This window comes from Erwinia sp. B116, from assembly GCF_002865965.1.
In the GTDB taxonomy this organism is placed as follows: domain Bacteria; phylum Pseudomonadota; class Gammaproteobacteria; order Enterobacterales; family Enterobacteriaceae; genus Erwinia.
Genome location: NZ_JRZZ01000015.1, coordinates 42,664 through 63,884, shown reverse-complemented (window position 1 = coordinate 63,884; position 21,221 = coordinate 42,664). Strand labels below are relative to the sequence as shown.

20 protein-coding genes are annotated in these 21,221 nt (G+C 59.6%); 9 read left to right on the top strand and 11 right to left on the bottom strand.

The window, feature by feature from the left end:
- A partial coding sequence (locus NV64_RS12420; protein WP_233208978.1) for a formimidoylglutamate deiminase occupies positions 1-1,158 on the bottom strand: 1,158 nt, incomplete at its 3' end.
- An 81-nt stretch (positions 1,159-1,239) separates the two neighbouring features.
- Here NV64_RS12420 and hutI point away from each other — a divergent pair.
- Both hutI and hutG read left to right on the top strand, forming a co-directional pair.
- Positions 1,240-2,454: an imidazolonepropionase gene (gene hutI / locus NV64_RS12415; RefSeq protein WP_056237020.1), complete on the top strand. Its 1,215-nt coding sequence runs from the start codon at positions 1,240-1,242 to the stop codon at positions 2,452-2,454.
- Positions 2,451-3,239, top strand: a complete 789-nt coding sequence (gene hutG / locus NV64_RS12410) for an N-formylglutamate deformylase (RefSeq protein ID WP_101506029.1) — start codon at positions 2,451-2,453, stop codon at positions 3,237-3,239. Before hutI ends, hutG begins: the two co-directional genes overlap by 4 nt.
- Before the next feature lie 259 nt (positions 3,240-3,498).
- Here hutG and NV64_RS12405 read toward each other — a convergent pair whose 3' ends face one another.
- Both NV64_RS12405 and NV64_RS12400 read right to left on the bottom strand, forming a co-directional pair.
- Complete coding sequence (locus NV64_RS12405) at positions 3,499-4,020, bottom strand: 5'-3'-deoxyribonucleotidase (protein WP_101506028.1); 522 nt, start codon at positions 4,018-4,020, stop codon at positions 3,499-3,501.
- An 81-nt stretch (positions 4,021-4,101) separates the two neighbouring features.
- Positions 4,102-4,731 (bottom strand): flavin reductase family protein, encoded by a 630-nt coding sequence (locus NV64_RS12400; protein WP_101506027.1) that lies wholly within the window; start codon positions 4,729-4,731, stop codon positions 4,102-4,104.
- Positions 4,732-4,884: 153 nt separating this feature from the next.
- On the opposite strand from NV64_RS12400, the gene NV64_RS12395 reads away from it, so the two are divergent.
- Together NV64_RS12395 and rlmF are read left to right on the top strand one after the other, a co-directional pair.
- On the top strand, positions 4,885-5,421 hold the full coding sequence (locus NV64_RS12395) for a hypothetical protein (RefSeq protein ID WP_082502350.1): 537 nt from the start codon (positions 4,885-4,887) through the stop codon (positions 5,419-5,421).
- 149 nt (positions 5,422-5,570) lie between these two features.
- A complete protein-coding gene (gene rlmF / locus NV64_RS12390; RefSeq protein ID WP_056237009.1) occupies positions 5,571-6,509 on the top strand; it encodes a 23S rRNA (adenine(1618)-N(6))-methyltransferase RlmF in 939 nt (312 codons plus the stop codon).
- Here rlmF and ybiO read toward each other — a convergent pair.
- The 7 genes from ybiO to rhtA form a co-directional block, all read right to left on the bottom strand.
- Positions 6,506-8,779 carry a mechanosensitive channel protein gene (ybiO, locus tag NV64_RS12385; RefSeq protein ID WP_101506026.1) on the bottom strand — a complete coding sequence of 758 codons (2,274 nt, stop codon included), beginning with the start codon at positions 8,777-8,779 and terminating at the stop codon, positions 6,506-6,508. The two genes, rlmF and ybiO, sit on opposite strands and share 4 nt — an antisense overlap.
- 269 nt (positions 8,780-9,048) lie before the next feature.
- Positions 9,049-9,771 carry a glutamine ABC transporter ATP-binding protein GlnQ gene (glnQ, locus tag NV64_RS12380; RefSeq protein WP_056237006.1) on the bottom strand — a complete coding sequence of 241 codons (723 nt, stop codon included), beginning with the start codon at positions 9,769-9,771 and terminating at the stop codon, positions 9,049-9,051.
- The gene (gene glnP, locus NV64_RS12375) at positions 9,768-10,427 is read right to left on the bottom strand and encodes a glutamine ABC transporter permease GlnP (RefSeq protein WP_056237004.1); all 660 of its coding nucleotides are present in this window, start codon (positions 10,425-10,427) and stop codon (positions 9,768-9,770) included. The genes glnQ and glnP overlap by 4 nt, the downstream gene beginning before the upstream one ends.
- A 155-nt stretch (positions 10,428-10,582) precedes the next feature.
- A complete protein-coding gene (gene glnH, locus NV64_RS12370) occupies positions 10,583-11,329 on the bottom strand; it encodes a glutamine ABC transporter substrate-binding protein GlnH (RefSeq protein WP_056237002.1) in 747 nt (248 codons plus the stop codon).
- A 290-nt stretch (positions 11,330-11,619) separates the two neighbouring features.
- The gene (locus NV64_RS12365) at positions 11,620-11,883 is read right to left on the bottom strand and encodes a DksA/TraR family C4-type zinc finger protein (RefSeq protein ID WP_056237001.1); all 264 of its coding nucleotides are present in this window, start codon (positions 11,881-11,883) and stop codon (positions 11,620-11,622) included.
- An 86-nt stretch (positions 11,884-11,969) separates the two neighbouring features.
- Positions 11,970-12,473 (bottom strand): DNA starvation/stationary phase protection protein Dps, encoded by a 504-nt coding sequence (dps, locus tag NV64_RS12360; protein ID WP_056237189.1) that lies wholly within the window; start codon positions 12,471-12,473, stop codon positions 11,970-11,972.
- A gap of 366 nt (positions 12,474-12,839) precedes the next feature.
- Positions 12,840-13,736 (bottom strand): threonine/homoserine exporter RhtA, encoded by an 897-nt coding sequence (rhtA, locus tag NV64_RS12355; protein ID WP_056236999.1) that lies wholly within the window; start codon positions 13,734-13,736, stop codon positions 12,840-12,842.
- Between the two features lie 366 nt (positions 13,737-14,102).
- On the opposite strand from rhtA, the gene ompX reads away from it, so the two are divergent.
- A complete protein-coding gene (ompX, locus tag NV64_RS12350; RefSeq protein WP_056236997.1) occupies positions 14,103-14,612 on the top strand; it encodes an outer membrane protein OmpX in 510 nt (169 codons plus the stop codon).
- 99 nt (positions 14,613-14,711) lie between these two features.
- Here ompX and NV64_RS12345 read toward each other — a convergent pair whose 3' ends face one another.
- Complete coding sequence (locus tag NV64_RS12345) at positions 14,712-16,292, bottom strand: phosphoethanolamine transferase (protein WP_056236995.1); 1,581 nt, start codon at positions 16,290-16,292, stop codon at positions 14,712-14,714.
- A gap of 514 nt (positions 16,293-16,806) precedes the next feature.
- On the opposite strand from NV64_RS12345, the gene mntR reads away from it, so the two are divergent.
- From mntR to NV64_RS12325, 4 genes are all read left to right on the top strand, one after another.
- Positions 16,807-17,259, top strand: a complete 453-nt coding sequence (mntR, locus tag NV64_RS12340; protein ID WP_056236994.1) for a manganese-binding transcriptional regulator MntR — start codon at positions 16,807-16,809, stop codon at positions 17,257-17,259.
- A 24-nt stretch (positions 17,260-17,283) separates the two neighbouring features.
- Positions 17,284-18,399, top strand: a complete 1,116-nt coding sequence (locus tag NV64_RS12335) for an SLC13 family permease (RefSeq protein ID WP_101506025.1) — start codon at positions 17,284-17,286, stop codon at positions 18,397-18,399.
- Between the two features lie 120 nt (positions 18,400-18,519).
- A complete protein-coding gene (locus tag NV64_RS12330; protein ID WP_056236990.1) occupies positions 18,520-19,659 on the top strand; it encodes an HlyD family secretion protein in 1,140 nt (379 codons plus the stop codon).
- Positions 19,656-21,221 (top strand): DHA2 family efflux MFS transporter permease subunit, encoded by a 1,566-nt coding sequence (locus NV64_RS12325; protein ID WP_056236988.1) that lies wholly within the window; start codon positions 19,656-19,658, stop codon positions 21,219-21,221. The genes NV64_RS12330 and NV64_RS12325 overlap by 4 nt, the downstream gene beginning before the upstream one ends.

The window sequence follows — 21,221 nt, the reverse complement described above, 5'->3', positions numbered from 1 at the left end:
GTCTGCGCGCCAGCCCGGCTGGAGGCTGCCGATTTTCAGACCGCAGGCCTGCGCGCCGCCCGCCAGCGCCTGCTGGTAGAGCACGTCGCCGACCGAGGGCTGTTCTGCGGTAACGATGCGGTTTCGGCGGCGGTCGCGCAGTCGTTGTGCGTACTCCAGCCAGCGCAGCTCCTCGACCACGTCCAGCGACACGTGGCTGTCGGAACCGATCCCCCAACGCCCGCCCTGGGCAATGTAGTCGCTGGCCGGGAAAATGCCGTCGCCGAGGTTGGCCTCGGTGGTCGGGCAGAGACCGGCTACCGCGCCGCTGGCGGCCAGCCTTTTGACCTCCTGCTCCGTCAGGTGGGTTGCGTGGATCAGACACCAGCGCGTATCAACCGCAAAGCGGTCCAGCAGCCAGCTGACCGGCCGCTTACCGCACCAGGCCAGCGAGTCATTAACTTCTTTCTCCTGCTCGGCGATGTGCAGATGCACCGGCAGGTGCGTCGGGCTGGCGGCCAGCACCTCTCGCATCTGCGATTCGTTGACCGCGCGCAGCGAATGGAAACAGAGCCCCTGGCTGAGCAGCGGTCGTCCGGCGATCAGCTTCTGCAGGCGCACCTGCTGCGCAAGATACTGGCTGGTGGTCTGGATAAAGCGTTTTTGCCCCGGCAGCGGCGGCTGGCTGCCAAACCCGGCATAGCTGTACAACACCGGCAGCAGGGTCTGACCAATCCCGCTGCGTTCCGCCGCCGCCGCCAGTTCGCGCAGCATCTCATCATTCGCGTAGGGCTGGCCGTCGGGCTGGTGGTGCAGATAGTGGAACTCCGCGACCTGGGTATAGCCGCCTTTCAGCATGTCGACGTAGAGCGCGCTGGCGATGGCACCGACCTGCGGCGGCGTCAGGCGCTCCGTCATGCGGTACATCAGCTCACGCCAGGTCCAGAAGCTGTCCTGCGGGTTACCGGCGATCTCCGCCAGCCCGGCCATCGCCCGCTGAAAGGCGTGGGAGTGCAGGTTGGCGATGGTCGGCAGAACGGAGCCGTTCAGCCGCACCGCACCCTGTACGCTACTGTTGGGGGTCAGGGCGCTGATGACGCCCTGGTGGTCAACGTCAATTGTCACATTGTGTTGCCAGCCGTCGGCCAGCAGGGCGCGGGGCGCAAAATAGCGGATCATGGTTGCTTCCTGTGCAGTGAGGTTGTATATACATATACATACTTATTATCAGGCCGTAAAGAACACAACGTGGGAGGGAGAATGGAGCCGCTAAGCTGCGATCGTTTATGGACCGGTGCCGATATTGTCACCATGCGGGAAGGGCGCTACAACATCATAGCAGACGGGGCGATCGGCGTGCGCGGCGAGCAGATCGTCTGGGTCGGTTCACGGCAGGAGGCCGCCGGCCTGCAGGCGGAGCGCATCACCGACCTCGGCGGCGGCATTGTCACTCCGGGCCTGGTGGACTGCCATACTCATCTGGTGTTTGGCGGCGATCGCAGCGATGAATTTGAACAGCGGCTGAACGGGGCCACCTACGCCGAAATCGCCGCCGCGGGCGGCGGCATTCTCTCTACCGTGCGTGCTACCCGCAGCGCCTCGCTGGCGCAGCTGGTGGCCAGCGCCCGCCAGCGGCTGACGTTGCTGCTGAACGAAGGGGTGACCACCGTTGAGATCAAGTCCGGCTACGGGCTGGAGGTTGCCAGCGAATTACGTATGCTGCAGGCGATTCGTCAGCTTGCGCAGCAGGTACCGGCGCAGATCCAGGCCACCTGCCTTGCCGCCCACGCCATTCCCCCCGAATTCAGCCAGCGTCCTGACGCGTGGGTCGATATGATCTGTGAGCAGCTGCTGCCGCAGGTGGCGGCCAGCGGGCTGGCGGATGCGGTTGATGCCTTCTGCGAACATCTGGCGTTTTCACCCGAGCAGGTCGCGCGCGTGTTCCGGGCGGCACAGCAGCTGGGCCTGCCGGTAAAACTCCACGCCGAACAGCTCTCCGCGCTGGGCGGCAGCCGGCTTGCGGCCAGCTTTGGTGCGCTGTCGGCCGACCATCTGGAGTATGCCAGCGAGCAGGACGTGGCCGCGATGGCACAGAGCGGCACCGTGGCAGTGCTGCTGCCCGGCGCGTTCTATCTCCTGCGTGAAACCCAGCTGCCGCCGGTGGCGCTGTTCCGCCGTTACCGGGTGCCGATGGCGCTGGCCAGTGATGCCAATCCGGGGACATCACCGGCGCTGTCGCTGCGGCTGATGCTGAATATGGGCTGCACGCTGTTCGGTATGACGCCGGAGGAGGCGCTGGCGGGGGTGACGCTGAACGGCGCACGTGCGCTGGGGCTGGCCGACCAGCTTGGCTCGATTGAGGCAGGCAAACGGGCTGATTTTGTCCACTGGCCGCTGGCACGCCCGGCGGAGCTAATCTACTGGCTGGGCGGGCAACTGCCCTGCCGGGTTATTTTCCGAGGAGAGGAACGATGAAACCATTTGAATTTAGCTCCGGCACGCTGCCGCTGCTGCTCAGTATTCCCCATGCCGGCACCGCACTGACCCCCGAGGTTGAGGCCGGCCTGACCGACGCCGCGCGGCTGCTGCCCGACACCGACTGGCATATTCCACGGCTGTACGAATTTGTGCAGTCGCTCGGTGCCAGCGTGCTGGTCGGCAACTACTCGCGCTTTGTGGTGGATGTGAACCGCCCGGCGGATAACCAGGCGCTGTACACCACGGCCACCACCGGGCTGTTCCCGGAGACGCTGTTTGACGGCAGCCCGACCTTTCGCACCGGGCAGGCTCCCGATGAGGCCATTCGTCAGCGTGACCTGCGGCAGATCTGGCAGCCGTACCATGACCAGCTGGCTCAGGAGCTGGCCCGGCTGAAACAGCGCTTCGGCTACGTGCTGCTGTTTGACGCCCATTCGATTGCCTCGGTTATCCCGCGGCTGTTTGACGGCCAGCTGCCGGACATCAACCTCGGCACCAATGACGGTGCCAGCTGCAGCCAGGCCATCGCCGATCGGCTGACCGGCATCTGCCAGCAGCAGTCGCAGTTTAGCTGGGTGCTGAACGGGCGGTTTAAGGGTGGCTATATTACCCGCGCCTACGGTCAGCCGGAACATCGCCAGCAGGCGGTGCAGCTGGAGCTGGCACAGGTCAATTATATGGATGAGCAGCCGCCGTTTGGCTGGCGCGAGGATAAACAGCGCCAGCTACAGCCGCTGCTGCAGGGCCTGATTGAGGGCTATCTGGAAGAAGCTGCGCGCTGACCTTACCGGCAGCAAGCCGCCAGCGCCGTGCTGGCGGAAGGCGGGTAGCCGGCAGGATTCGGTGCAGTCACCTTCAGGTAAGGTTCCGCCAGCGCCGTGCTGGCGGAAGACGGGTAGCCAGCAGGGCGCGGTGCAGTCACCTTCAGGTAAAAATCCGCCAGAGCAGCGCTGACGCAAGGCACCCAGCCTATGGCAGGATGCATTCTCAAATGCGGCTACCCCCGCACCTTGTGCGTTGGCGCAGCCGCAGGCAGGCCGTTTACAGCAGCAGCGTTTCGATCTCCTGCCAGTTTTCCACCCGGCGGTAGCCGGTCACATGTCGGTTATGCGCGGCGGAGTAGAGGATCCCTTCACCACAGAAATTCACGAAGTTCTTCGCATTATCGTCGATCATATAGTCGGCCCTGATAATACTTTTATCCCCGCAGAACACGATATTGCGCGGCTTGATATCCGGGAAATGGGTATTCAGCCAGCGGAATTTGGCGTTAAACGAGCTGGGTAGCTCCATCGCGGCGGTCGTGATAAAAATGTCGTAGTGCTGGCTGAGTCGGGCAATCACCCGCTGGCTGTCGGCAATCACCGCCAGGTCGCCAAAAAACTCCGGATCGCTGGCCAGCGCAAAAATCTCTGACAGCTTGTGCGGATCCTTCTGCTGCAGATCGAACAGGTTGAGCTCGTCTGCGGTGAGCTGCTGCGCGAAATGGTTGTTCCAGGTGGTGACCAGCTTGGGATGAAAATCGGCAATCACTTCATCCATGTCAATCGCGATACGTTTCATAATCACTCAATGATCGGTTTTTTAGAGAACGTTATCATAGCAAAAAAGCCAGAAGCGCGGCTTCTGGCTGCATCCTTAGCATCAGGCTTTACGCGCGTCCGGCCGCGTCATATCGAAACGCAGATCCTCACTGATGCCGTAGTAGGCGCTCGGCCCACCGGCGCGCAGAATCGGCTCCGCCTTCGCGGTCTGGTAGATGCCGTTTTCCAGCAGCGCCTCGTCGATATGGATCGCCACCGCTTCACCCAGCACCAGCCAGCTGGGCAGCTTTTCGCCGTCCGCCGACTGCAGCTGAATGCACTGGGTCAGACGACACTCAAAGTTGACCGGGCTTTCTGCCACCATGCTGACGTTAATCAGGCTGGCAGGCAGCGGCGTCAGGCCGGCAAAGGCGAACTCATCCTCGCCACGCGGCAGCGATGCCGAGCTCTCATTCATCGGCACCGCCAGCGTGCGGGTCGCCAGGTTCCAGACAAATTCCCCGGTTTCCACGATGTTGGCCACGCTGTCCTTCCAGCCGCTGCTGGCAAAGCCGATGATCGGTGGATGGTAGTTAAAGCAGTTAAAAAAGCTGTAGGGTGCCAGGTTGCGCTGGCCGGCGGCGTTCTGCGAGCTAATCCAGCCGATGGGCCGTGGCCCGATAATGGCGTTCAGCGGGTCGTGCGGCAGGCCGTGGCCGCGTGCCGGTTGATATGAGTAGCGGGTCGTCAAAGCTGGCTCCTTAAGGGTCGTTGCGATTATGCATTACATAAGTCAAATTTATTAATATAAAGAAATAATTTGAAACTTGTTGTACAGTAATGCCGCTATTTGTAGCGATATGTCATTATTATTTCAATGGATTTAAATTTGATGGAGCTTTTCATGTTGTCAAAATTTGCACGTTTTACCTCAGCAACGGTACTGATTTCTGCCACCACGCTGTTTGCCAGCGCACTGGCCAGCGCGGCGGATAACAGCGCGTTTTTTGATGCGGCGTTATGCCAGCCAGCCTACACCACTAAAGCGGCCACCGCGCTGTACAATGAAGCAGAAAAAGTCTCAAAATATGAGCTGGTGGGGATGATGGCGGTTTATCCGCTGGCCGAAGCGGTGGTTAAAGACGGCTTCAGCGCTAAAGCCTTCGTGCTGGCGGGTACCACCTACGGCGTGCTGGTTGAAGGGCAGAAAGCCGACGAACTGGCAAAAACGTATCAGTTAACCGCTGAAGCGCCGAACCCGATGATCGTGGCGACCAAAAGCTACATTCGCGTATTAGACGATGCCGATCAGCCTTCGCCGGAAACCGGCCGGGTGGCGATCACCGCCCGTGAAGCGCAGGGCATCCCGGGTAAAACGCTGCTGAGCTGTGAATTCACCTCACTGGCCGATCTTGCGGCGATGAAAGCGATGGCGAAATAATCGCCTGTTCTGAACATCAGGGCCGTAAGGCCCTTTTTTTTGCCTGCGTTCAGCAGGGCGTGAAGCAAACCGCGGGAAATCCTGCGCTAGTGGTTTACGATTAATACTCCAGCAGGTATCTTACGCGCCTGCTGATAAGAGAGTGACTGATGAAAACCCCTGCCGAGAAAGACCTTCTCCACCCGCGTAACCGCCACCGCGGCCGCTATGATTTTGCTGCGCTGATCGCCAGCCACCCCCCGCTGGCGGCGTTTGTTGCCGTGAATAACTGGGGCAGCGAGTCGATCGACTTCGCTAATCCGCTGGCGGTGAAAACCCTCAACCAGGCGCTGCTGCGGCACTTTTATCAGATCGACCACTGGGATATTCCGGACGGCTTCCTCTGCCCGCCAGTCCCTGGCCGTGCCGACTATATCCATCACCTGGCCGATCTGCTGGCCGAAGATAACCGCCGCGTGGTGCCGCGTGAGATCAACGTGCTGGACGTCGGCTGCGGCGCCAACCTGATCTATCCGCTGATCGGCCATGCCGAGTACCGCTGGCGCTTTACCGGCAGCGAAGTCAGCGAGCAGGCAATGGCCTCGGCCAACGCAATTATCAGCGGCAATCCGGGGCTGAATCGCGCCATCCGCCTGCGCCGTCAGAAAGAGGCTAACGCCATTTTCACCAGCGTGATCCACAAAAACGAGCTGTATCAGGCCGTGCTGTGTAACCCACCGTTCCACGCCTCCGCCGCCGACGCGCGCGCGGGCAGCCAGCGTAAGCTGCGCAACCTCGGCCTCGACCGCAGCGCGCCGCTGAATTTTGGCGGCCAGCAGGACGAGCTGTGGTGTGAGGGCGGTGAAGTGGCCTTTATCACCCGGATGATCGAAGAGAGCGCCGGCTTTGCCCGCCAGTGCGTGTGGTTCACCTCGCTGGTGTCGCGCAAAGAGAACCTGCCGGCGCTGTGGCGGGCGCTGGAGGAGGCGGAGGTCGCCGCCGTGCGCACCGTCGATATGGCCCAGGGGCAGAAGCAGAGCCGCTTTATCGCCTGGAGCTTTATGGAACAGCCGCAGCGCTCCCGCCTGCTGGGCAAGTCACCCGCTTAAGGGACAGGTGCCGCCAGCGCTACGCCGGCGGCACCGGCCACATCCACCCCGCTCTGCATCACCTGCACCGTCTGATACGGCGCTTTGATGCCCGCCGCGTCAAAGTGTTTTTTCACCATTGCGTCCAGCGCAAAGCGCACCGTCCACTGCTTCAGCGGTTGGGTGGTGAACGACACGCGTACCGTAAACGCCTGATTAGTCAGCCCGACCAGCCCGGCAAACGACGGCTCGCCGATCACCAGGCTGCGAATCGCGTTATCCTCCAGCAGCTCCTGCACCGCCGCCTGCAGCGTGGCGTTAACCTGTTCGCTGTCCTGCTGACGGTCGACGTCGTAGTTGGCGACAAACGAGCCGATGCCGCGCACGAAGTTTGCGAAGGTGGTAATCGAGGACCAGGGAATAATGTGGTAGGCCCCGGTGTCCTGACGCACGCCGACCGAGCGGATCGACATGCGCTCCACGGTGCCGGTAATCGCGCCGATGGTCACCAGGTCGCCGGTGTTCATGCCGTTTTCAAACTGAATAAACACCCCGGTAATAATATCCTTCACCAGCGTCTGTGAACCGAAGGAGATGGCGAGGCCGAGCGCGCCGGCACCGGCCAGCAGCGGCGCGATGTTTACCCCCAGTTCAGAGAGCAGGATCATAATGGTGATGGTGCTGATCACCACCGCCAGCGCGTTACGGAACAGCGTCAGCAGGGTGCGGGTGCGCGCGCTCGGCATCTGTCTGCCGTGCGAGTCAGAGGCCAGCCGGCTCTCGATCAGGCTGGCCAGCAGGGTCCAGCCGACCGCCGAGAAGAACAGGATCACCACGATGCGGATCAGCACGTCCACCACCTTTTCGCCGGCCCCCACCGTCAGCCAGTGCCACAGGTCAAACAGGTGCCAGGCGCTGAGCAGCATCAGCGTTACCGCAAACACGCTGACGATGCGGGCCAGCTTGAGCAGCGCCGAGACCCAGCCGTTGATGCGCTGCTGCAGCGCCGGGTAGCTGCGCTGCGTCTCCGGCGAGAGGATAATGGTCTTGTTGATCCAGCGGGTCAGCATGCCGGAGACCAGCGCGCCGATGGCGACAATCGCCAGCGAACGCACGGTGGCCGACATCATAAACTGCAGGCTGTCGCCGGGGTTAAACAGCGACATAAAGAACAGCGCGATAAAGTAGGCGCTGGCCAGCCAGTGCCACACCAGGGCAAAGGCGCGAATAAACAGGCCAAAGAAGGCCAGCGAACGGTCGGCCAGCCGGTGCAGTTCGTGGCGGATATTCAGCCGGTTGTGGAAAATCAGGTACAGCGCCCAGACGGTAATCAGCCCCATAATCACCACGTTGGTCAGCGCGCCGATCTGCACGTTCACCTGGTTTGAGACGATCGGCACGATCACCAGCAGGCCGTAACCGATCAGCCCGATCAGCCCGCTCAGCCAGCTCAGGCGGGTATTCCAGTAGTGGGCGCGGTTATCCGCAAGGTGGAAGAAGCGCAGCTGCGGGTAGCGCGGGCAGAACAGCAGCCGCAGCACCGCCTTGAAGAACTCGATCAGGGCAAAGGCGTTGAGGAATAACCCCTGCTGGTAGGCGATGGTGCGGCTGCCGCCGTTCATATTGTCGATGAGGATCTGGCCTGTAAACAGCGCCAGCGCCAGCAGCAGCAGGTCGATCACGAACGCGCCGGTAATCATCGCCGGCAGCTGCAGCCAGTTGTTGCGCGCGCTGTTTTTCCTGTGCCCCCAGTCGCCCATGCGGCGATAGAGCGGGGTGACGGCGAAACGGATCAGCCAGTAGAAGGCGAACAGCGCCGCCGCCAGCATGGCAAAGTGGCTGACCGCGTTGAAGAAGGTGGCCTGGTTAAACGGCTTGTGCGGCGCGTTGGTAATATTGTGGTGCAGCGCCTGCAGCCGGGCGGCAAACTCGCCGCCGAAGTGACGGCTGACGTCGGTAACGCCCTGCAGCACCGTTTTATCCTCCGCCTCCTGCGGCGGCGTCAGCACCGGCTCGTTGTTAACCGGTGGGGTAACAGAGGCGCTGCGCAGCTGGTCGATCAGCTCTTTTCTGGCGCTGTCGTTTTCCAGAATATTGGCCAGCGCGGCATAGGCGGCTTTTTTGTCCGCGATGTCCGGTGCGTTCTCGCTGGCGGCCGCAGGTTGCGTGCTTTGCGAAGCCGCCACGGCGGCGGCGGGCAGGGTAACGGCATGGGTAAACGGGCTGGCGAGCAGTAACAGTAACAGCATTGATTGCAGCAGCGCGCGAAGCGATGGCGTAATTCCTGACATCCGGTTCTCCTGAAGTCCGACGGCGACAACAGAACAGTATAGACGGCGTGAGTGGACGGAAGGGCAGAAGGGTACCGCACAGAAAGCAGGGCGGACTGAAAGAGAGCACAAAGAAAGCAGTATAGATAGAATGAGAGAAGCAGGGAGGAAAGAATGAGAGCGACAGAAGGCAGCATGGACAGAATGAGAACGAACAGAAAGCAGGGTGACAGATAAGGTCGGCAGGTAAATAAAACGGGGCAGGCGGATGCTGCCCCGGGAGTGCAGGATTAAGAAACGTGCTGCAGGAACTCGCGCAGGCGTGCGCTTGGCGGGTTAGTGATCAGCTCGTCCGGGTTACCGTCTTCGGCAATCCGGCCTTTATCGATAAAGATCAGCCGTGAGGCCACCTTCTGCGCGAAGCCGACTTCATGGGTCACGATCACCATGGTCATGCCCTCTTCGGCCAGGTCCTGCATCACTTTCAACACTTCATGACGGAGTTCCGGGTCGAGCGCGGAGGTCGGCTCATCAAACAGCATCATCTTCGGTTTAACCGCCAGCGCACGGGCAATCGCCACGCGCTGCTGCTGGCCACCGGAGAGCTCGGACGGGAAGTGGTTGGCGCGCTCGGCCAGGCCAACTTTACCCAGCAGCTCGCGCGCCAGGCGCTGTGCGTCTTCTTTCTTCGCACCGCGTACGCGGATCGGGCCAAAGGCGACGTTGTCCAACGCGCTCATCTGCGGGAACAGGTGGAACTGCTGGAACACCATGCCGGCTTCCTGACGGATCAGGCGGTCGTCCACTTTCGGGTCGTTAACCTTCAGGCCGTCGACGATCAGCTCGCCGCTGGTGATCTCTTCCAGCTTGTTGATGCAGCGCAGCAGGGTAGATTTACCTGAGCCGCTCGGGCCGATAATCACCACCACTTCACCCTGATTGATTTTCAGGTCGATGTCGTGCAGCACCTGGGTCTGACCGAAGTGCTTGGATACGTTTTTAAATTCAATCACAGGATTTTCATCCTTCTCTCAAGGCGACGCAGAACAAAGCTCAGCACCAGCGTAATAATCAGATAGATGACGGCAACGGCGCTCCAGATCTCCAGCGCACGGAAGTTACCGGCAATAATTTCCTGCCCCTGACGGGTCAGTTCAGCCACGCCGATCACGATAAACAGCGAGGTATCTTTGATGCTGACGATCCACTGGTTGCCCAGCGGCGGCAGCATACGGCGCAGCGCCAGCGGCATAATCACGTAGCGCAGCGTTTCACGGCTGGAGAGGCCCAGCGCCAGGCCGGCTTCGCGGAAGCCGCGGTTAATCGACAGCACCGCACCACGGGTGATTTCAGCGATATAGGCACCGGAGTTGATCATAATGGTGACCACCGCCGCGCTGAACGGGTCAATGCGCAGGTCGGTGAAGGCCATCGGCAGCGCAAAGTAGATGAACATCACCTGCACCACGATCGGGGTGCCGCGAATTAGCTCAATAAAGACCAGCGCAACGTTGCGCGACAGCCAGCCGCCGTAGGCGCGGGCAAAACCCGCCGCCAGGCCGATAATGACGCCGCCGAGCAGACCGAGGACCGAGATCCACAGGGTCATCTTGGCGCCTTCAAGCAGGATTGGGATAGCAGGCCAGATGGCGCTCCAGTCAAACTGCATGTTTATTCTCCGGTTCAAAAACCATTTTGTTGATGTGGAAAAACGCAGGAGCGCCGTGTAACGCTCCTGTCATTAATGTATACCCTTCCTGCTTTATCCCCGATGCCAGAGTTAACCGGCACCGGGGTCGAAAATCATTTGGGTATCTTCTGTTATTATTTTGGCTCAGTACCGAACCATTTTTTGTAGATCTGGTTATAGGTACCGTTGTCGCGAATAGTTTTCAGCGCGCCGTTAATCTTCTCACGCAGGTCATCACTGCCTTTTGGCAGAGCGATGCCGTACTGCTGGGCTTCAATAGACTCACCGACTGACTTGAACTGGCCTTTACCGGCGGTGTTGATGAAGTAGAGGATATTTGGCGTGTCGTGCAGCACCGCGTCAGCACGGTTGGTACCCAGTTCCATATAGGCGTTATCGATGTTCGGGAACTGACGCAGGTCTTTGGTTTTGATGTGCTGTTTCGCGTAGTCTACAGAACCGGTACCGCTCTTCACCGCCACCACTTTACCGTTCAGATCGTCGATGCCTTTCACTTCGGTGTTGTTGGCTTTGACCATCACCAGCAGGCCGCTTTTGTAGTAGCCGTCGGAGAAGTCGATCGCTTTCTTACGTTCTTCGGTGATGGTGATACCGGCCAGCGCCACGTCAACGTTTTTGGTCTGCAGCGCAGGGATGATGCCGCTGAAGTCCATTGGCTTCAACTCGTAGGCAACGTTCAGCTGCTTAGCGACGGCGTCCCACAGGTCGATGTCGAAACCGACATACTTATCACCCTGCTTGAATTCGAAAGGAACAAAAGCGGTGTCGGTAGCGACAACCAGCTTCTTGTCAGCAGCGGTGGAAGTAACAGCGAATGCCAGCGTTAATGCGGCAAGTGACAGCTTGAAAATCGACTTCATCATTTTATCCTTTTTGCTTCTCGGGAACGGTAGTCGCCCAATGTTGTGCCTGCAGCGCTATGAAAAAATCGTGCCAGCTTTGCAATGGTAATAAAAAACAGTGGCTTGAACACGCTTTTTCTGACGATTCCTGGCGCGCACTGGGGTGCTGCACGAAAGTGGGGCACCGTTTTGGTGCGAATCATCTGTCGTGGTGCAGGTGAAGTTGTAGCAAACTGGCGGATAAAAACAACAGATAGTGCCGCAGGAAATGAATTTGTTGCTGTACAGCGCTGGTTTTGTAAAAAAATTCAGCGCAGCTGGCTGTCCTTACTGCCCCGGCGGTTGAACAGCGCCGCGTCATGACGCTCGTCGTGCGCCTGCTGGCACGCGATGCAGTAACGGACGCCGGGCAGCGCTTCACGGCGCGCCTGCGGAATCGGCTCACCGCACTCCTCGCAGAACTCGGCGCTGGCCCCGTGGTGCAGCGCCCGGCGCGCGCGCAGCACGGCATCATCAATGGTTGAGTCAATCTGCTCCTGCACGGCATCATCCCGTGCCCAGCCGCTGGCCATGGTTACCCCCTGAAATGCAAAAAAGCAGAGGAGTGAGCCTCTGCTTTGGTATCGTTCAGCTGGCCGCCGCGGGCGGCCGGCGTGGATTACTCAATATTGGCTTCGATAAACCACAGGAACTTGTCCAGATCGCGCGAGGCGGCGGTGAAGATATCGGCGGTGTCTTCATCAGAGACTTCGCCAATCGCCTTACGGGTGTCGTTGGCGACGATAGCATAACGATCGGCCAGCGCTTTCAGGTGGTCCTGCACGCTGTGAATGTTCAGCGGGTAGCTTTTCAGCGGGCTTTTGTCCGCCACGATCTGCGCGGTACCCAGCGCCACGCCGCCCAGCTGCACGGCACGTTCGGCTATGGTGTCCTGGTGGTCGGTAATGGCGGTACGGAAGCCGTCCAGCATCTCATGGACGCCGATAAAGTTGGCACCGCGCATGTTCCAGTGCGCCTGTTTGGTGATCAGCGACAGGTCGATAAATTCAATCACCAGACGGTTAAGCACGTCGATGGTGGCTTTTTTCTCGCCGTCGGCCACGTCGTTACGGGTGTAAATCAGATCGGAAGATTTGGCTTTAACCAGTTTTGCGGTACTCATCATTAACGTCCTCTTAATAGTCGGGGTGTCCTGAATTTCTACGAGGTTAAGTATAGCACCGGATCCTGACTCTGCAGCGACGTTAACAGCTATCGCTTTAATAGCGGCTGACTGTCGCTGGTGAAGAGCTGATAATTTGGTAAAAGCGGAGAGGAAAGTATTATTGAGAATTATTACTATAATTGTTTGTGTTTTATGTTATTGATTTAAAATGTTTTGCTTCTGAGGTGATGGTGAGGTTGCGATATTTTATTCGCACCGGTAACAGAATGTTTCATGTAACCGGTGTGAGATCCGCAGATTAATTCACCGCTCAGCGCCTGCGCCGGCAAATAAGGCGCGGCACCCCATCAATCCGTTAACATTTTATTTACCCGACGGCTTCACCGGCACGATCTCAGATTTTGCCGGTCGTAGGGTCAGCGTTGAGCCGACCGAGGCGCTGATAATCGCCAGCAGCGCCAGCCACTGCACCGGGCTGAGCACTTCACCGAGAAACAGCATACCGGACAGCGCGGCCATCGCCGGCTCAAGGCTCATTAAGGTGCCAAAGGTGCGGGACGGCAACCGGGTCAGCGCCACCATCTCCAGCGAGTAGGGCAGCGCGCTGGAGAGAATGGCAATCAGCAGGCCGATCGGCAGCAGCGCCAGCGTCCAGGCTCCGCCGTTGGCCAGCGCCAGTCCCAGCGGCACAAACACCAGCGAGCCGATCAGCGAACCCATCGCTACCGTGGCCGGGCCGTGTTCACTGCCGGCGCGCTGGCCGGCGAGGATATAGACCACCCACAGCGCGCCCGCGGCCAGCGCCAGCAGGGCACCCTGAGGGTCGACGCCGTTAATCTCATTGCCGATCGGCAGCAGCCAGTACATACCCAGTATCGCCAGCGCAACCCAGACAAAGTCCAGCGGCCGCCGCGAGCCGAGCAGCGCCAGCGTCAGCGGCCCGATAAACTCCAGCGCTACCGCGATGCCCAGCGGCACGGTGCGCAGCGAGAGATAAAACAGAAAGTTCATCCCCCCCAGCGACAGGCCATAGAAAATCAGCGGCAGCGCCTGCTGGCGGCTGAAGCGCAGTCGCCAGGGGCGGAAGATGGCGCAGAGGATCAGCGTGCCCAGCCCCAGTCGCAGCGCGGTGATCCCCGGTGCGCCAACCTGCGGAAACAGCGTCTTCGCCAGCGCCGCGCCGCCCTGAATCGAGGTCATGGCGATAAGCAGCAAAAGCACCGAAAACCAGGGGGACTCTTTAACCGTTGGTGAGAACATCCTGTTTGCGCCTTCTATTCCAGTAATCAGTCGGGGGGATCGGCCATGAGTGTAACGGATATGTCTGGCAAAACAGGAGAGGGAAGTAAGAAAAAAACGTCGCGGTAGGGCAAAAAGGGCGATTTTTGGTAAAGAAACGTCAGCTTTTGATTAGGATTACTCTTAATGAACTTTTTTTTACAACGGATGACAATAGCGCATTAATTCCGATAAATATAAGTAAAAAGAATGACATAGGTTGTTTCATTAACTTCCTGTTACACCAAACATTCTATTGGACAACAAAATCAGGGCAGAGTTTCTCGCTGACCTTTGTTATATTTTCAGCGTTGTCAGGAGAGAAGTACTTTCACATTTGAGGTGGTTATGAAAAAAATTGCATGTCTTTCTGCGCTGGCTTGCGTACTGGCCGTTTCTGCTGGTTCTGCGATGGCACAAAGCACCGTCTCTGCCGGTTATGCTCAGGGTGATGCCCAGGGCGTGGCTAACAAAGCTAACGGTCTGAACCTGAAATACCGTTATGAGAACGGTAACGACCCACTGGGTTGGATCGGTTCCTTCACCTACATCAACAAAAACCGTACCGAGTCTGGCGACTACATCAAAGCCCAGTACTACGGCTTCACCGGTGGTCCGGCTTACCGTCTGAACGACTGGGCAAGCGTATACGGTGTTGTAGGTATCGGTTACGGTAAGTTCCAGTACAACGAACCAAACCGCGAAAAAAATGATTCAAGCGACGTAGGTTTCTCCTACGGTGCAGGTCTGCAGTTCAACCCAATCCAGAACGTTGCTCTGGACATGGGCTACGAGCAGAGCCGTATTCGTAACGTTGACGTTGGCACCTGGACTGCTGGCGTAGGCTACAGCTTCTAATCGCTGCTGCCTGACCCGCCAAGCGGGTCCGCGTGAAAATCCGCCCCCCGGGGCGGATTTTTTTTGCCTGTTAACCGGACGTGCGGCGCGGTTAAGCGGCTATTTGAGGATCGGGTCCTGCTGCAGCTGGCTGAACGGCAGCCGTTTCAGCGCAAAGTTAGTCACCTCCACCGGCGGGGCTTTCTCAGCGGAGATAAAGCGGTAGCCTGGGGTGATTTCGCGGGTGCGGATGCCGGTCCACTGCGAGAACAGCGTTAAAAAGTCGTTTGCCGAGCGCGGCTGGTCAATCACCTGATGGTGGGTATCGCCGCTCGAGGCGACGAACAGCGGCACCTCAAAGTTCTGCCGGTACTTATCATCGTGGGTCAGGTATTCGTTGACGGTGCCTTTCTCTTTAAAGGCCAGGCCGTGATCGGAAAAATAGATCATCGAATAGCTCAGTCCGCTGTTGTGCAGCTGCTGCCACAGCTGCTGCAGAAAACCGTCGGTCTGGGTGATGCTGTAGAGGTAGCAGGACGTCTCTTTCGAGTGCAGAAACTCGACGTAGCGCCCCCGGGTGCGGTCGCAGGCCTTAGGATGCGACCCTACCAGGTGATAAACCAGCAGGCGCGGGGCATCCACCGGGCGCGCCAGCGCGGCAGCGGTAAAAGGCAGCAGGTCTTCATCACGGGTGTTCTTATCGGCTTCAAAATCGCCCTGCTTGAGAAAGTGAACGTTTTTCGCCCGCAGGGCGATGCTGGCTACCGGCGTATCGTACTGGCCGATCTGCCCCTGATTTGAGATCCACCAGGTGTCAAAACCGGCGCGGTTGGCGAGGCTGATGATGTTGTTCTGATACTGCGGCGTGCCGTCACTCACCAGGTTTAAGGTCAGCCCCAGCGATTTCTGCGTTGACGAGGCGGCAGAGGTATAACGGGTGAAAAACTGCCCCGGTAGCTGGCTGGCAAACGGCGTGTTATCCCAGCGGCCGCCAAAAGCGCCGAGCGCATCGCGGCGGGCGCTCTCACCGATCACCACCACGTAGATCTGCCGGTCAGGCTTCACGCCGAGCAGGTGCCAGTCGTCCTGCAGGGTGGAGAGCTGCTGCATGCGGCTGATTTCACGGTTGACCGACAGCTTGCTCTCCAGCGTGTCTTTCACAAAGCGCACCAGCGGAATACCGGCATCTTTCGGGTTAAACACGCCGCCGGTAAGCTGGTTAAGCACCGGCTGCGTCAGCCAGGCGATCGCCACCAGCGCCAGGCCGGCGCTGTGCAGATGACCCCAGCGCCGTCTGACCGGTGCTTTTCGCCACAGGGCGATCGCGCCACAGACGACGATCAGCAGCCCCAGCAGATAGTCATGCAGCGGGAAGATCAGCAGCGTTTCGCTGGCCTCTTCCACGCTGGTGGCGTGCATCGCCAGCAGGGTATTGAAGTTGGGCGGGCCGAACGCCTGGCCAAAAGGATAATAGAGCCCGGCGACCAGCGCGGTACCTGCCACCAACACTTTCAGGCTGCGCGGCGCAACGGCGGCCAGCAGCAGCAGCAGCACGGTAAACGCCACGCTGTAGGGCAGGCTGAGCGGGTAGCCAAAAGCCAGATTAATTAAAACAGAAAACAGCAGGTACAGTCCGGTCCACGGGCTCAGCCACGCACGGTAGCGGCCTGCCGCGGCAGTTTTTATCAGTGTCAGATTCATTCTCGGTTCTTAATCAAAAGCCAAAGCGCGTCGCTTCAGAGGGCTGAAGTGGCAGAGTGCCTGAAACAGCTCGTCAGAAATGGGGGGGACGGGAGGAAGGTGATCCGGTCTGCCTGCACTCTTTACGAAAGGCTGGCAAGATAATCGCTGTTTTAAAGAAAGGCAACCAGTGAAATGAAGTCGTTATGTGAGGGACTAAACAAAAGTGTCATATTGGCCGGGGGTCAGGAAGCCTGACGGGCAGGCTTCCGATCGGTCAGCATTTCCAGCAGCATCAGGCGCAGGGTAAACGGCGAGCGGCAGAGCAGTTTCAGCAGCAGCGGTCGTTTCATGGCAATGTCCCTCCGGTTAATCGGGGTAAGGTCGAATTATCAACAGGTATAGCACAGGCTATACCCTATAGCCAGAGCTAATACGCTAAATTTTGTGCTTCTTTGAGCTTCGATTACAATGTCACTCCAACAGACCGACGCGGTGTTGAAAATGACGTCGGTTAATAAGAAGAGGAAGCTGAATGAGTCGTCGCGCAAAAGTTGCAGTGCCCGCGCCACTGAAAGAGATTGAAGAGCATGTCGAAGGCTTCCGCCAGGTACGTGAGGCCCACCGTCGCGAATTAATCGATGACTATGTTGAGCTGATTTCCGACCTGATCCGCGAGTTTGGCGAGGCGCGTCAGGTTGATATGGCCGCCCGCCTTGGCGTGTCACAACCCACCGTGGCGAAGATGCTGAAACGCCTTGCGGGCGGGGGCCTGGTCGAGCAGGTGCCGTACCGTGGCGTGTTCCTGACCCCGGAAGGGGAGAAGCTGGCGGAAGAGAGCCGCGAGCGCCATCACATCGTCGAGACCTTCCTGCTGGCGCTGGGCATCAGCCCCGATACCGCGCGGCGCGATGCGGAAGGCATCGAACATCACGTCAGCGACGAGACGCTGGCGATTTTCAGGCAGTTCAGCGACAGCCGTCAGTAATATCTATCACCTTTGCGAGCCAGTATGACAACCCTGCTCAGGCCTTTTTTGCACGATCGTTTTCTGCATCTGTTAGTGGTTCTGGGCCTGCTGCTGGCCTGCTTTGTTCCGTTCACCTTCGCCGAGCTGCCGCGCGCCGTCGACTGGCCGACCATGGTAACCCTGTGCGGCCTGCTGATGCTGACCAAAGGCATCGAGGCCAGCGGCTATTTTGACGTGCTCGGCCGCCGCCTGGTACAGGGCTTTCACCGGCAGCGCTCGCTGGCGCTGTTTCTGGTGGCCGCCGCCGCGCTGCTCTCCACCTTTCTGACCAACGACGTGGCGCTGTTTATTCTTGTGCCGCTGACGCTGTCGCTGCGCAAGTACTCGGCGCTGCCGATCGCCCGGCTGATCATCTTTCAGGCGCTGGCGGTTAACGCCGGTTCGCTGCTGACGCCGATCGGCAACCCGCAAAACATTCTGTTATGGCGGCACGCCGGCAGCGGCTTTTTCACCTTTATCGGCCAGATGGCGCCGCTGGCGGCGATGCTAACCGCCAGCCTGCTGCTGCTGACCGCCTGCTGCTTCTCCGGTAAACGCATTGAGCGCCACGAGCACGTTGAGGAGAGCGGCTGGCAGCGACCGCTGCTGTGGACCAGCGCCGTGCTGTACGGCGTGTTTCTGGCGGCGCTGGAGCTGGATCTGGCGCTGTGGGCGCTGGGGCTGGTCGTGGTGGTGTTCCTGATGATGGCGCGGCGCATTCTGCTGACCATCGACTGGAGCCTGCTGGTGGTGTTTATCGCCATGTTTGTCGACGTGTTCCTGCTGACAAAGCTGCCGCTGCTGCAGACTGGCCTGCAGGCGGCGGGTTCGCTGTCGGAACTGCACGGCTTCCTGCTGGCCGCCGGGCTCTCCCAGCTGATCAGCAACGTGCCGACCACCATCCTGCTGTTAAGCAGCCTGCCGCCGACGGTGTTGCTGGCCTGGGCGGTAAACATTGGCGGCTTCGGTCTGTTACCCGGCTCGCTGGCCAACCTGATCGCGCTGCGGATGGCGAAAGATCGCCGGATCTGGTGGCATTTCCACCTCTACTCCGTGCCGATGCTGGTGTGGGCGCTGGTCAGCGGATGGCTGCTCTACCTGGCTATTTATGCTATTTAGCCACGCTTAGCACAAGTTTTGTCAGGAAAGCCTGGTATATGTCAATTTTGGCTCTATGTTTATATACCAGACTGACCACTTGCGGCCTCAGTTTGGGGCCGCCTTATCCTGACGGGAATTATGGCTAATCAAACTTCTTCTGCGGACGACGCACATCGTCCGCAACACGCACCAGAGACTTCATCACAACCCGAACCGCAGCAAGACGATGACGCGCCGCGTAAAACCCCCGGCAAAAAGCCGCTGATTATTCTGGCTCTGGTGGTGGTGATAGCGCTGATCGTCGGCCTGTGGTTCTGGCTGACCACCCGCAATATCGAAACCACCGATGACGCCTTTACCGAAGCGGACGCGGTGACCATCGCCCCAAAAGCCTCCGGCTACGTTACCGAACTGCGGGTGAAGGATAACCAGCGGGTGAAGAAGGGCGATCTGCTGCTGGTGATCGACCCGCGTGACAGCACCGCGCAGCGCGATCAGGCGCAGGCACAGCTGGGGCTGGCCGAGGCGCAGCTGCATCAGGCTCAGGCGCAGCTGGCGCTGGCCCGCGTACAGTACCCGGCGCAGAAGGATCAGGCGCTGGCCCAGCAGGCGCGCGCCGAAGCGAACCTGAAAAATGCCCAGGCGGACGATAAACGCCAGCGCGGCGTCGACCCGCGCGCCACCTCGCAGCGTAATATCGACAGCGCCAGCGCCCAGCTGCTGAGCGCCAGAGCGGAGCTGGCCAACGCCCGCGCGCAGGTTGAAGTGGCCTCGCAGATTGCCCTGCAGATCCGCCAGCAGGAGACCAACGTTGAAGCGCGCCAGAGCCAGGTGCAGCAGGCACAGGCGCAGCTGAACACCGCTAACCTCAACCTCTCCTATACCGAAGTGCGCGCGCCGTACGATGGCTTTGTTACCAAGCGTAACGTGCAGGTCGGCACGCTGGTGCAGGCCGGCACCTCGCTGTTTTCGCTGGTGTCTGCCGATACGTGGATTGTCGCCAACTTTAAAGAGTCGCAGCTGGCGCGCATGAAGCCGGGCGACAAGGTTGAGATCAGCGTCGATGCCTGGCCGGATCGCCAGCTGCAGGGGCATGTTGACAGCGTACAGATGGGCAGCGGATCGCGTTTCTCCACCTTCCCGTCGGAAAACGCCACCGGCAACTTTGTGAAGATCGTCCAGCGCGTGCCGGTGAAAATCATCATCGACAGCGGGCTGGATGCGAATCAGCCGCTGCCGATCGGCCTGTCGGTTGAGCCGAAGGTGACGGTGGAATGAGCCCGCAGAGCTGGAAACCGGCCAGCAACCCCTGGCTGGTCGCCCTGACGGTGACGCTGGCGGTGTTTATGGAGATCCTCGACACCACCATCGTTAACGTTGCCCTGCCGCATATTGCCGGCTCGGTGTCGGCCAGCTATGACGAATCTACCTGGGTGCTGACCTCCTATCTGGTGGCCAACGGCATCGTGCTGCCGATCTCCGCCTTTTTCAGCCGCCTGCTGGGGCGCAAGCAGTTCTTCCTGATCTGCATCGTGATGTTTACCGTCTGCTCATTCCTGTGCGGCATCGCCACCGAGCTGTGGCAGATCATCCTGTTCCGCATTATGCAGGGCTTTTTCGGCGGCGGCCTGCAGCCGGTGCAGCAGTCGGTGCTGCTTGACTACTTTAAGCCGGAGGATCGCGGCAAGGCGTTTGGCCTGTCGTCGATCGCCATCATCGTCGCCCCGGTGCTCGGGCCGACGCTGGGCGGCTGGATCACCGATAACTACAGCTGGCGCTGGGTGTTCTTTATTAATATCCCGGTAGGCATCATCAGCGTGCTGGCAATTTACCAGCTGCTGGAAGATCCGCCGTGGGAACGCAAGTGGGCCAAAGGCAAACTGCGCGTCGACTATATCGGCATCAGCCTGATCACCCTCGGCCTCGGCTGCCTGCAGGTGATGATGGACCGCGGTGAGGACGCCGACTGGTTCCACTCCAGCTTTATCGTCACCTTTGCGCTGCTGGCCGTTGTCGGGCTGGTGGGGGCCACCTACTGGCTGCTGTATGCCAAAAGGCCGGTGGTCAACCTGGAGGTGCTGAAGGATAAAAACTTCGCCGTTGCCACGCTGCTGATGTCCGGCATGGCGGCGATCCTTTACGGCAGCTCGGTGGTGATCCCGCAGCTGGCGCAGCAGGACCTTGGCTACACCGCCACGCTTTCCGGGCTGGTGCTGTCGCCGGGGGCGGTGCTGATCGTGCTGTCGATTCCGCTGGTGCTGAAGCTGATGCCGCTGGTGCAGACCCGGCTGCTGATCATGTTTGGCTTTCTGCTGCTGGGCGGGTCGTTTATTTACTCGACGCGGCTGACGCCGGATATTGATTTCGGCTCGCTGGTCATGCTGCGCAGCCTGCAGACCATCGGGCTGGGCTTCCTGTTTGTGCCGCTGACCACCGTGGCGTTTATCACCATCCCGCAGCGGCTGAACGCCGACGCCTCGGCGATCCTCACCATGTTCCGTAACGTGGCCGGCTCGATCGGCATTTCGCTGTCGACGGCGATGATCACCGAGCGCACCCAGGCGCACAGCGCGCACCTGGTGCACAATATGACGCCGCTTAACGAGCCCTTTAATCTGGCGGTGGAGCGCTGGGCGCAGGGGGTGCGCGATGCGGTGCATGCGGCGGGCGATCCGCTGGTGATTGCCACCGGGCAACTCTATAAGCAGATGATCGTGCAGGCGCGTTTCCTCGCCTATATCGACGTCTTTATGTACCTGAGCGTGGTTGCGCTGGTCATGATTCCATTTTGTTTATTGCTTTCGCCGATTCGTAGCGAAGGCAGTGCGGGAGCACACTGA

Bases quoted from the DNA above. Each gene is read 5' to 3' on its own strand.
- hutI (WP_056237020.1), top strand. From the start codon at position 1,240: ATGGAGCCGCTAAGCTGCGATCGTTTATGGACCGGTGCCGATATTGTC.
- hutG (WP_101506029.1), top strand. From the start codon at position 2,451: ATGAAACCATTTGAATTTAGCTCCGGCACGCTGCCGCTGCTGCTCAGT.
- NV64_RS12405 (WP_101506028.1), bottom strand. From the start codon at position 4,020: ATGAAACGTATCGCGATTGACATGGATGAAGTGATTGCCGATTTTCAT.
- NV64_RS12395 (WP_082502350.1), top strand. From the start codon at position 4,885: ATGTTGTCAAAATTTGCACGTTTTACCTCAGCAACGGTACTGATTTCT.
- rlmF (WP_056237009.1), top strand. From the start codon at position 5,571: ATGAAAACCCCTGCCGAGAAAGACCTTCTCCACCCGCGTAACCGCCAC.
- ybiO (WP_101506026.1), bottom strand. From the start codon at position 8,779: ATGTCAGGAATTACGCCATCGCTTCGCGCGCTGCTGCAATCAATGCTG.
- glnP (WP_056237004.1), bottom strand. From the start codon at position 10,427: ATGCAGTTTGACTGGAGCGCCATCTGGCCTGCTATCCCAATCCTGCTT.
- glnH (WP_056237002.1), bottom strand. From the start codon at position 11,329: ATGAAGTCGATTTTCAAGCTGTCACTTGCCGCATTAACGCTGGCATTC.
- NV64_RS12365 (WP_056237001.1), bottom strand. From the start codon at position 11,883: ATGGCCAGCGGCTGGGCACGGGATGATGCCGTGCAGGAGCAGATTGAC.
- dps (WP_056237189.1), bottom strand. From the start codon at position 12,473: ATGAGTACCGCAAAACTGGTTAAAGCCAAATCTTCCGATCTGATTTAC.
- rhtA (WP_056236999.1), bottom strand. From the start codon at position 13,736: ATGTTCTCACCAACGGTTAAAGAGTCCCCCTGGTTTTCGGTGCTTTTG.
- ompX (WP_056236997.1), top strand. From the start codon at position 14,103: ATGAAAAAAATTGCATGTCTTTCTGCGCTGGCTTGCGTACTGGCCGTT.
- NV64_RS12345 (WP_056236995.1), bottom strand. From the start codon at position 16,292: ATGAATCTGACACTGATAAAAACTGCCGCGGCAGGCCGCTACCGTGCG.
- mntR (WP_056236994.1), top strand. From the start codon at position 16,807: ATGAGTCGTCGCGCAAAAGTTGCAGTGCCCGCGCCACTGAAAGAGATT.
- NV64_RS12335 (WP_101506025.1), top strand. From the start codon at position 17,284: ATGACAACCCTGCTCAGGCCTTTTTTGCACGATCGTTTTCTGCATCTG.
- NV64_RS12330 (WP_056236990.1), top strand. From the start codon at position 18,520: ATGGCTAATCAAACTTCTTCTGCGGACGACGCACATCGTCCGCAACAC.
- NV64_RS12325 (WP_056236988.1), top strand. From the start codon at position 19,656: ATGAGCCCGCAGAGCTGGAAACCGGCCAGCAACCCCTGGCTGGTCGCC.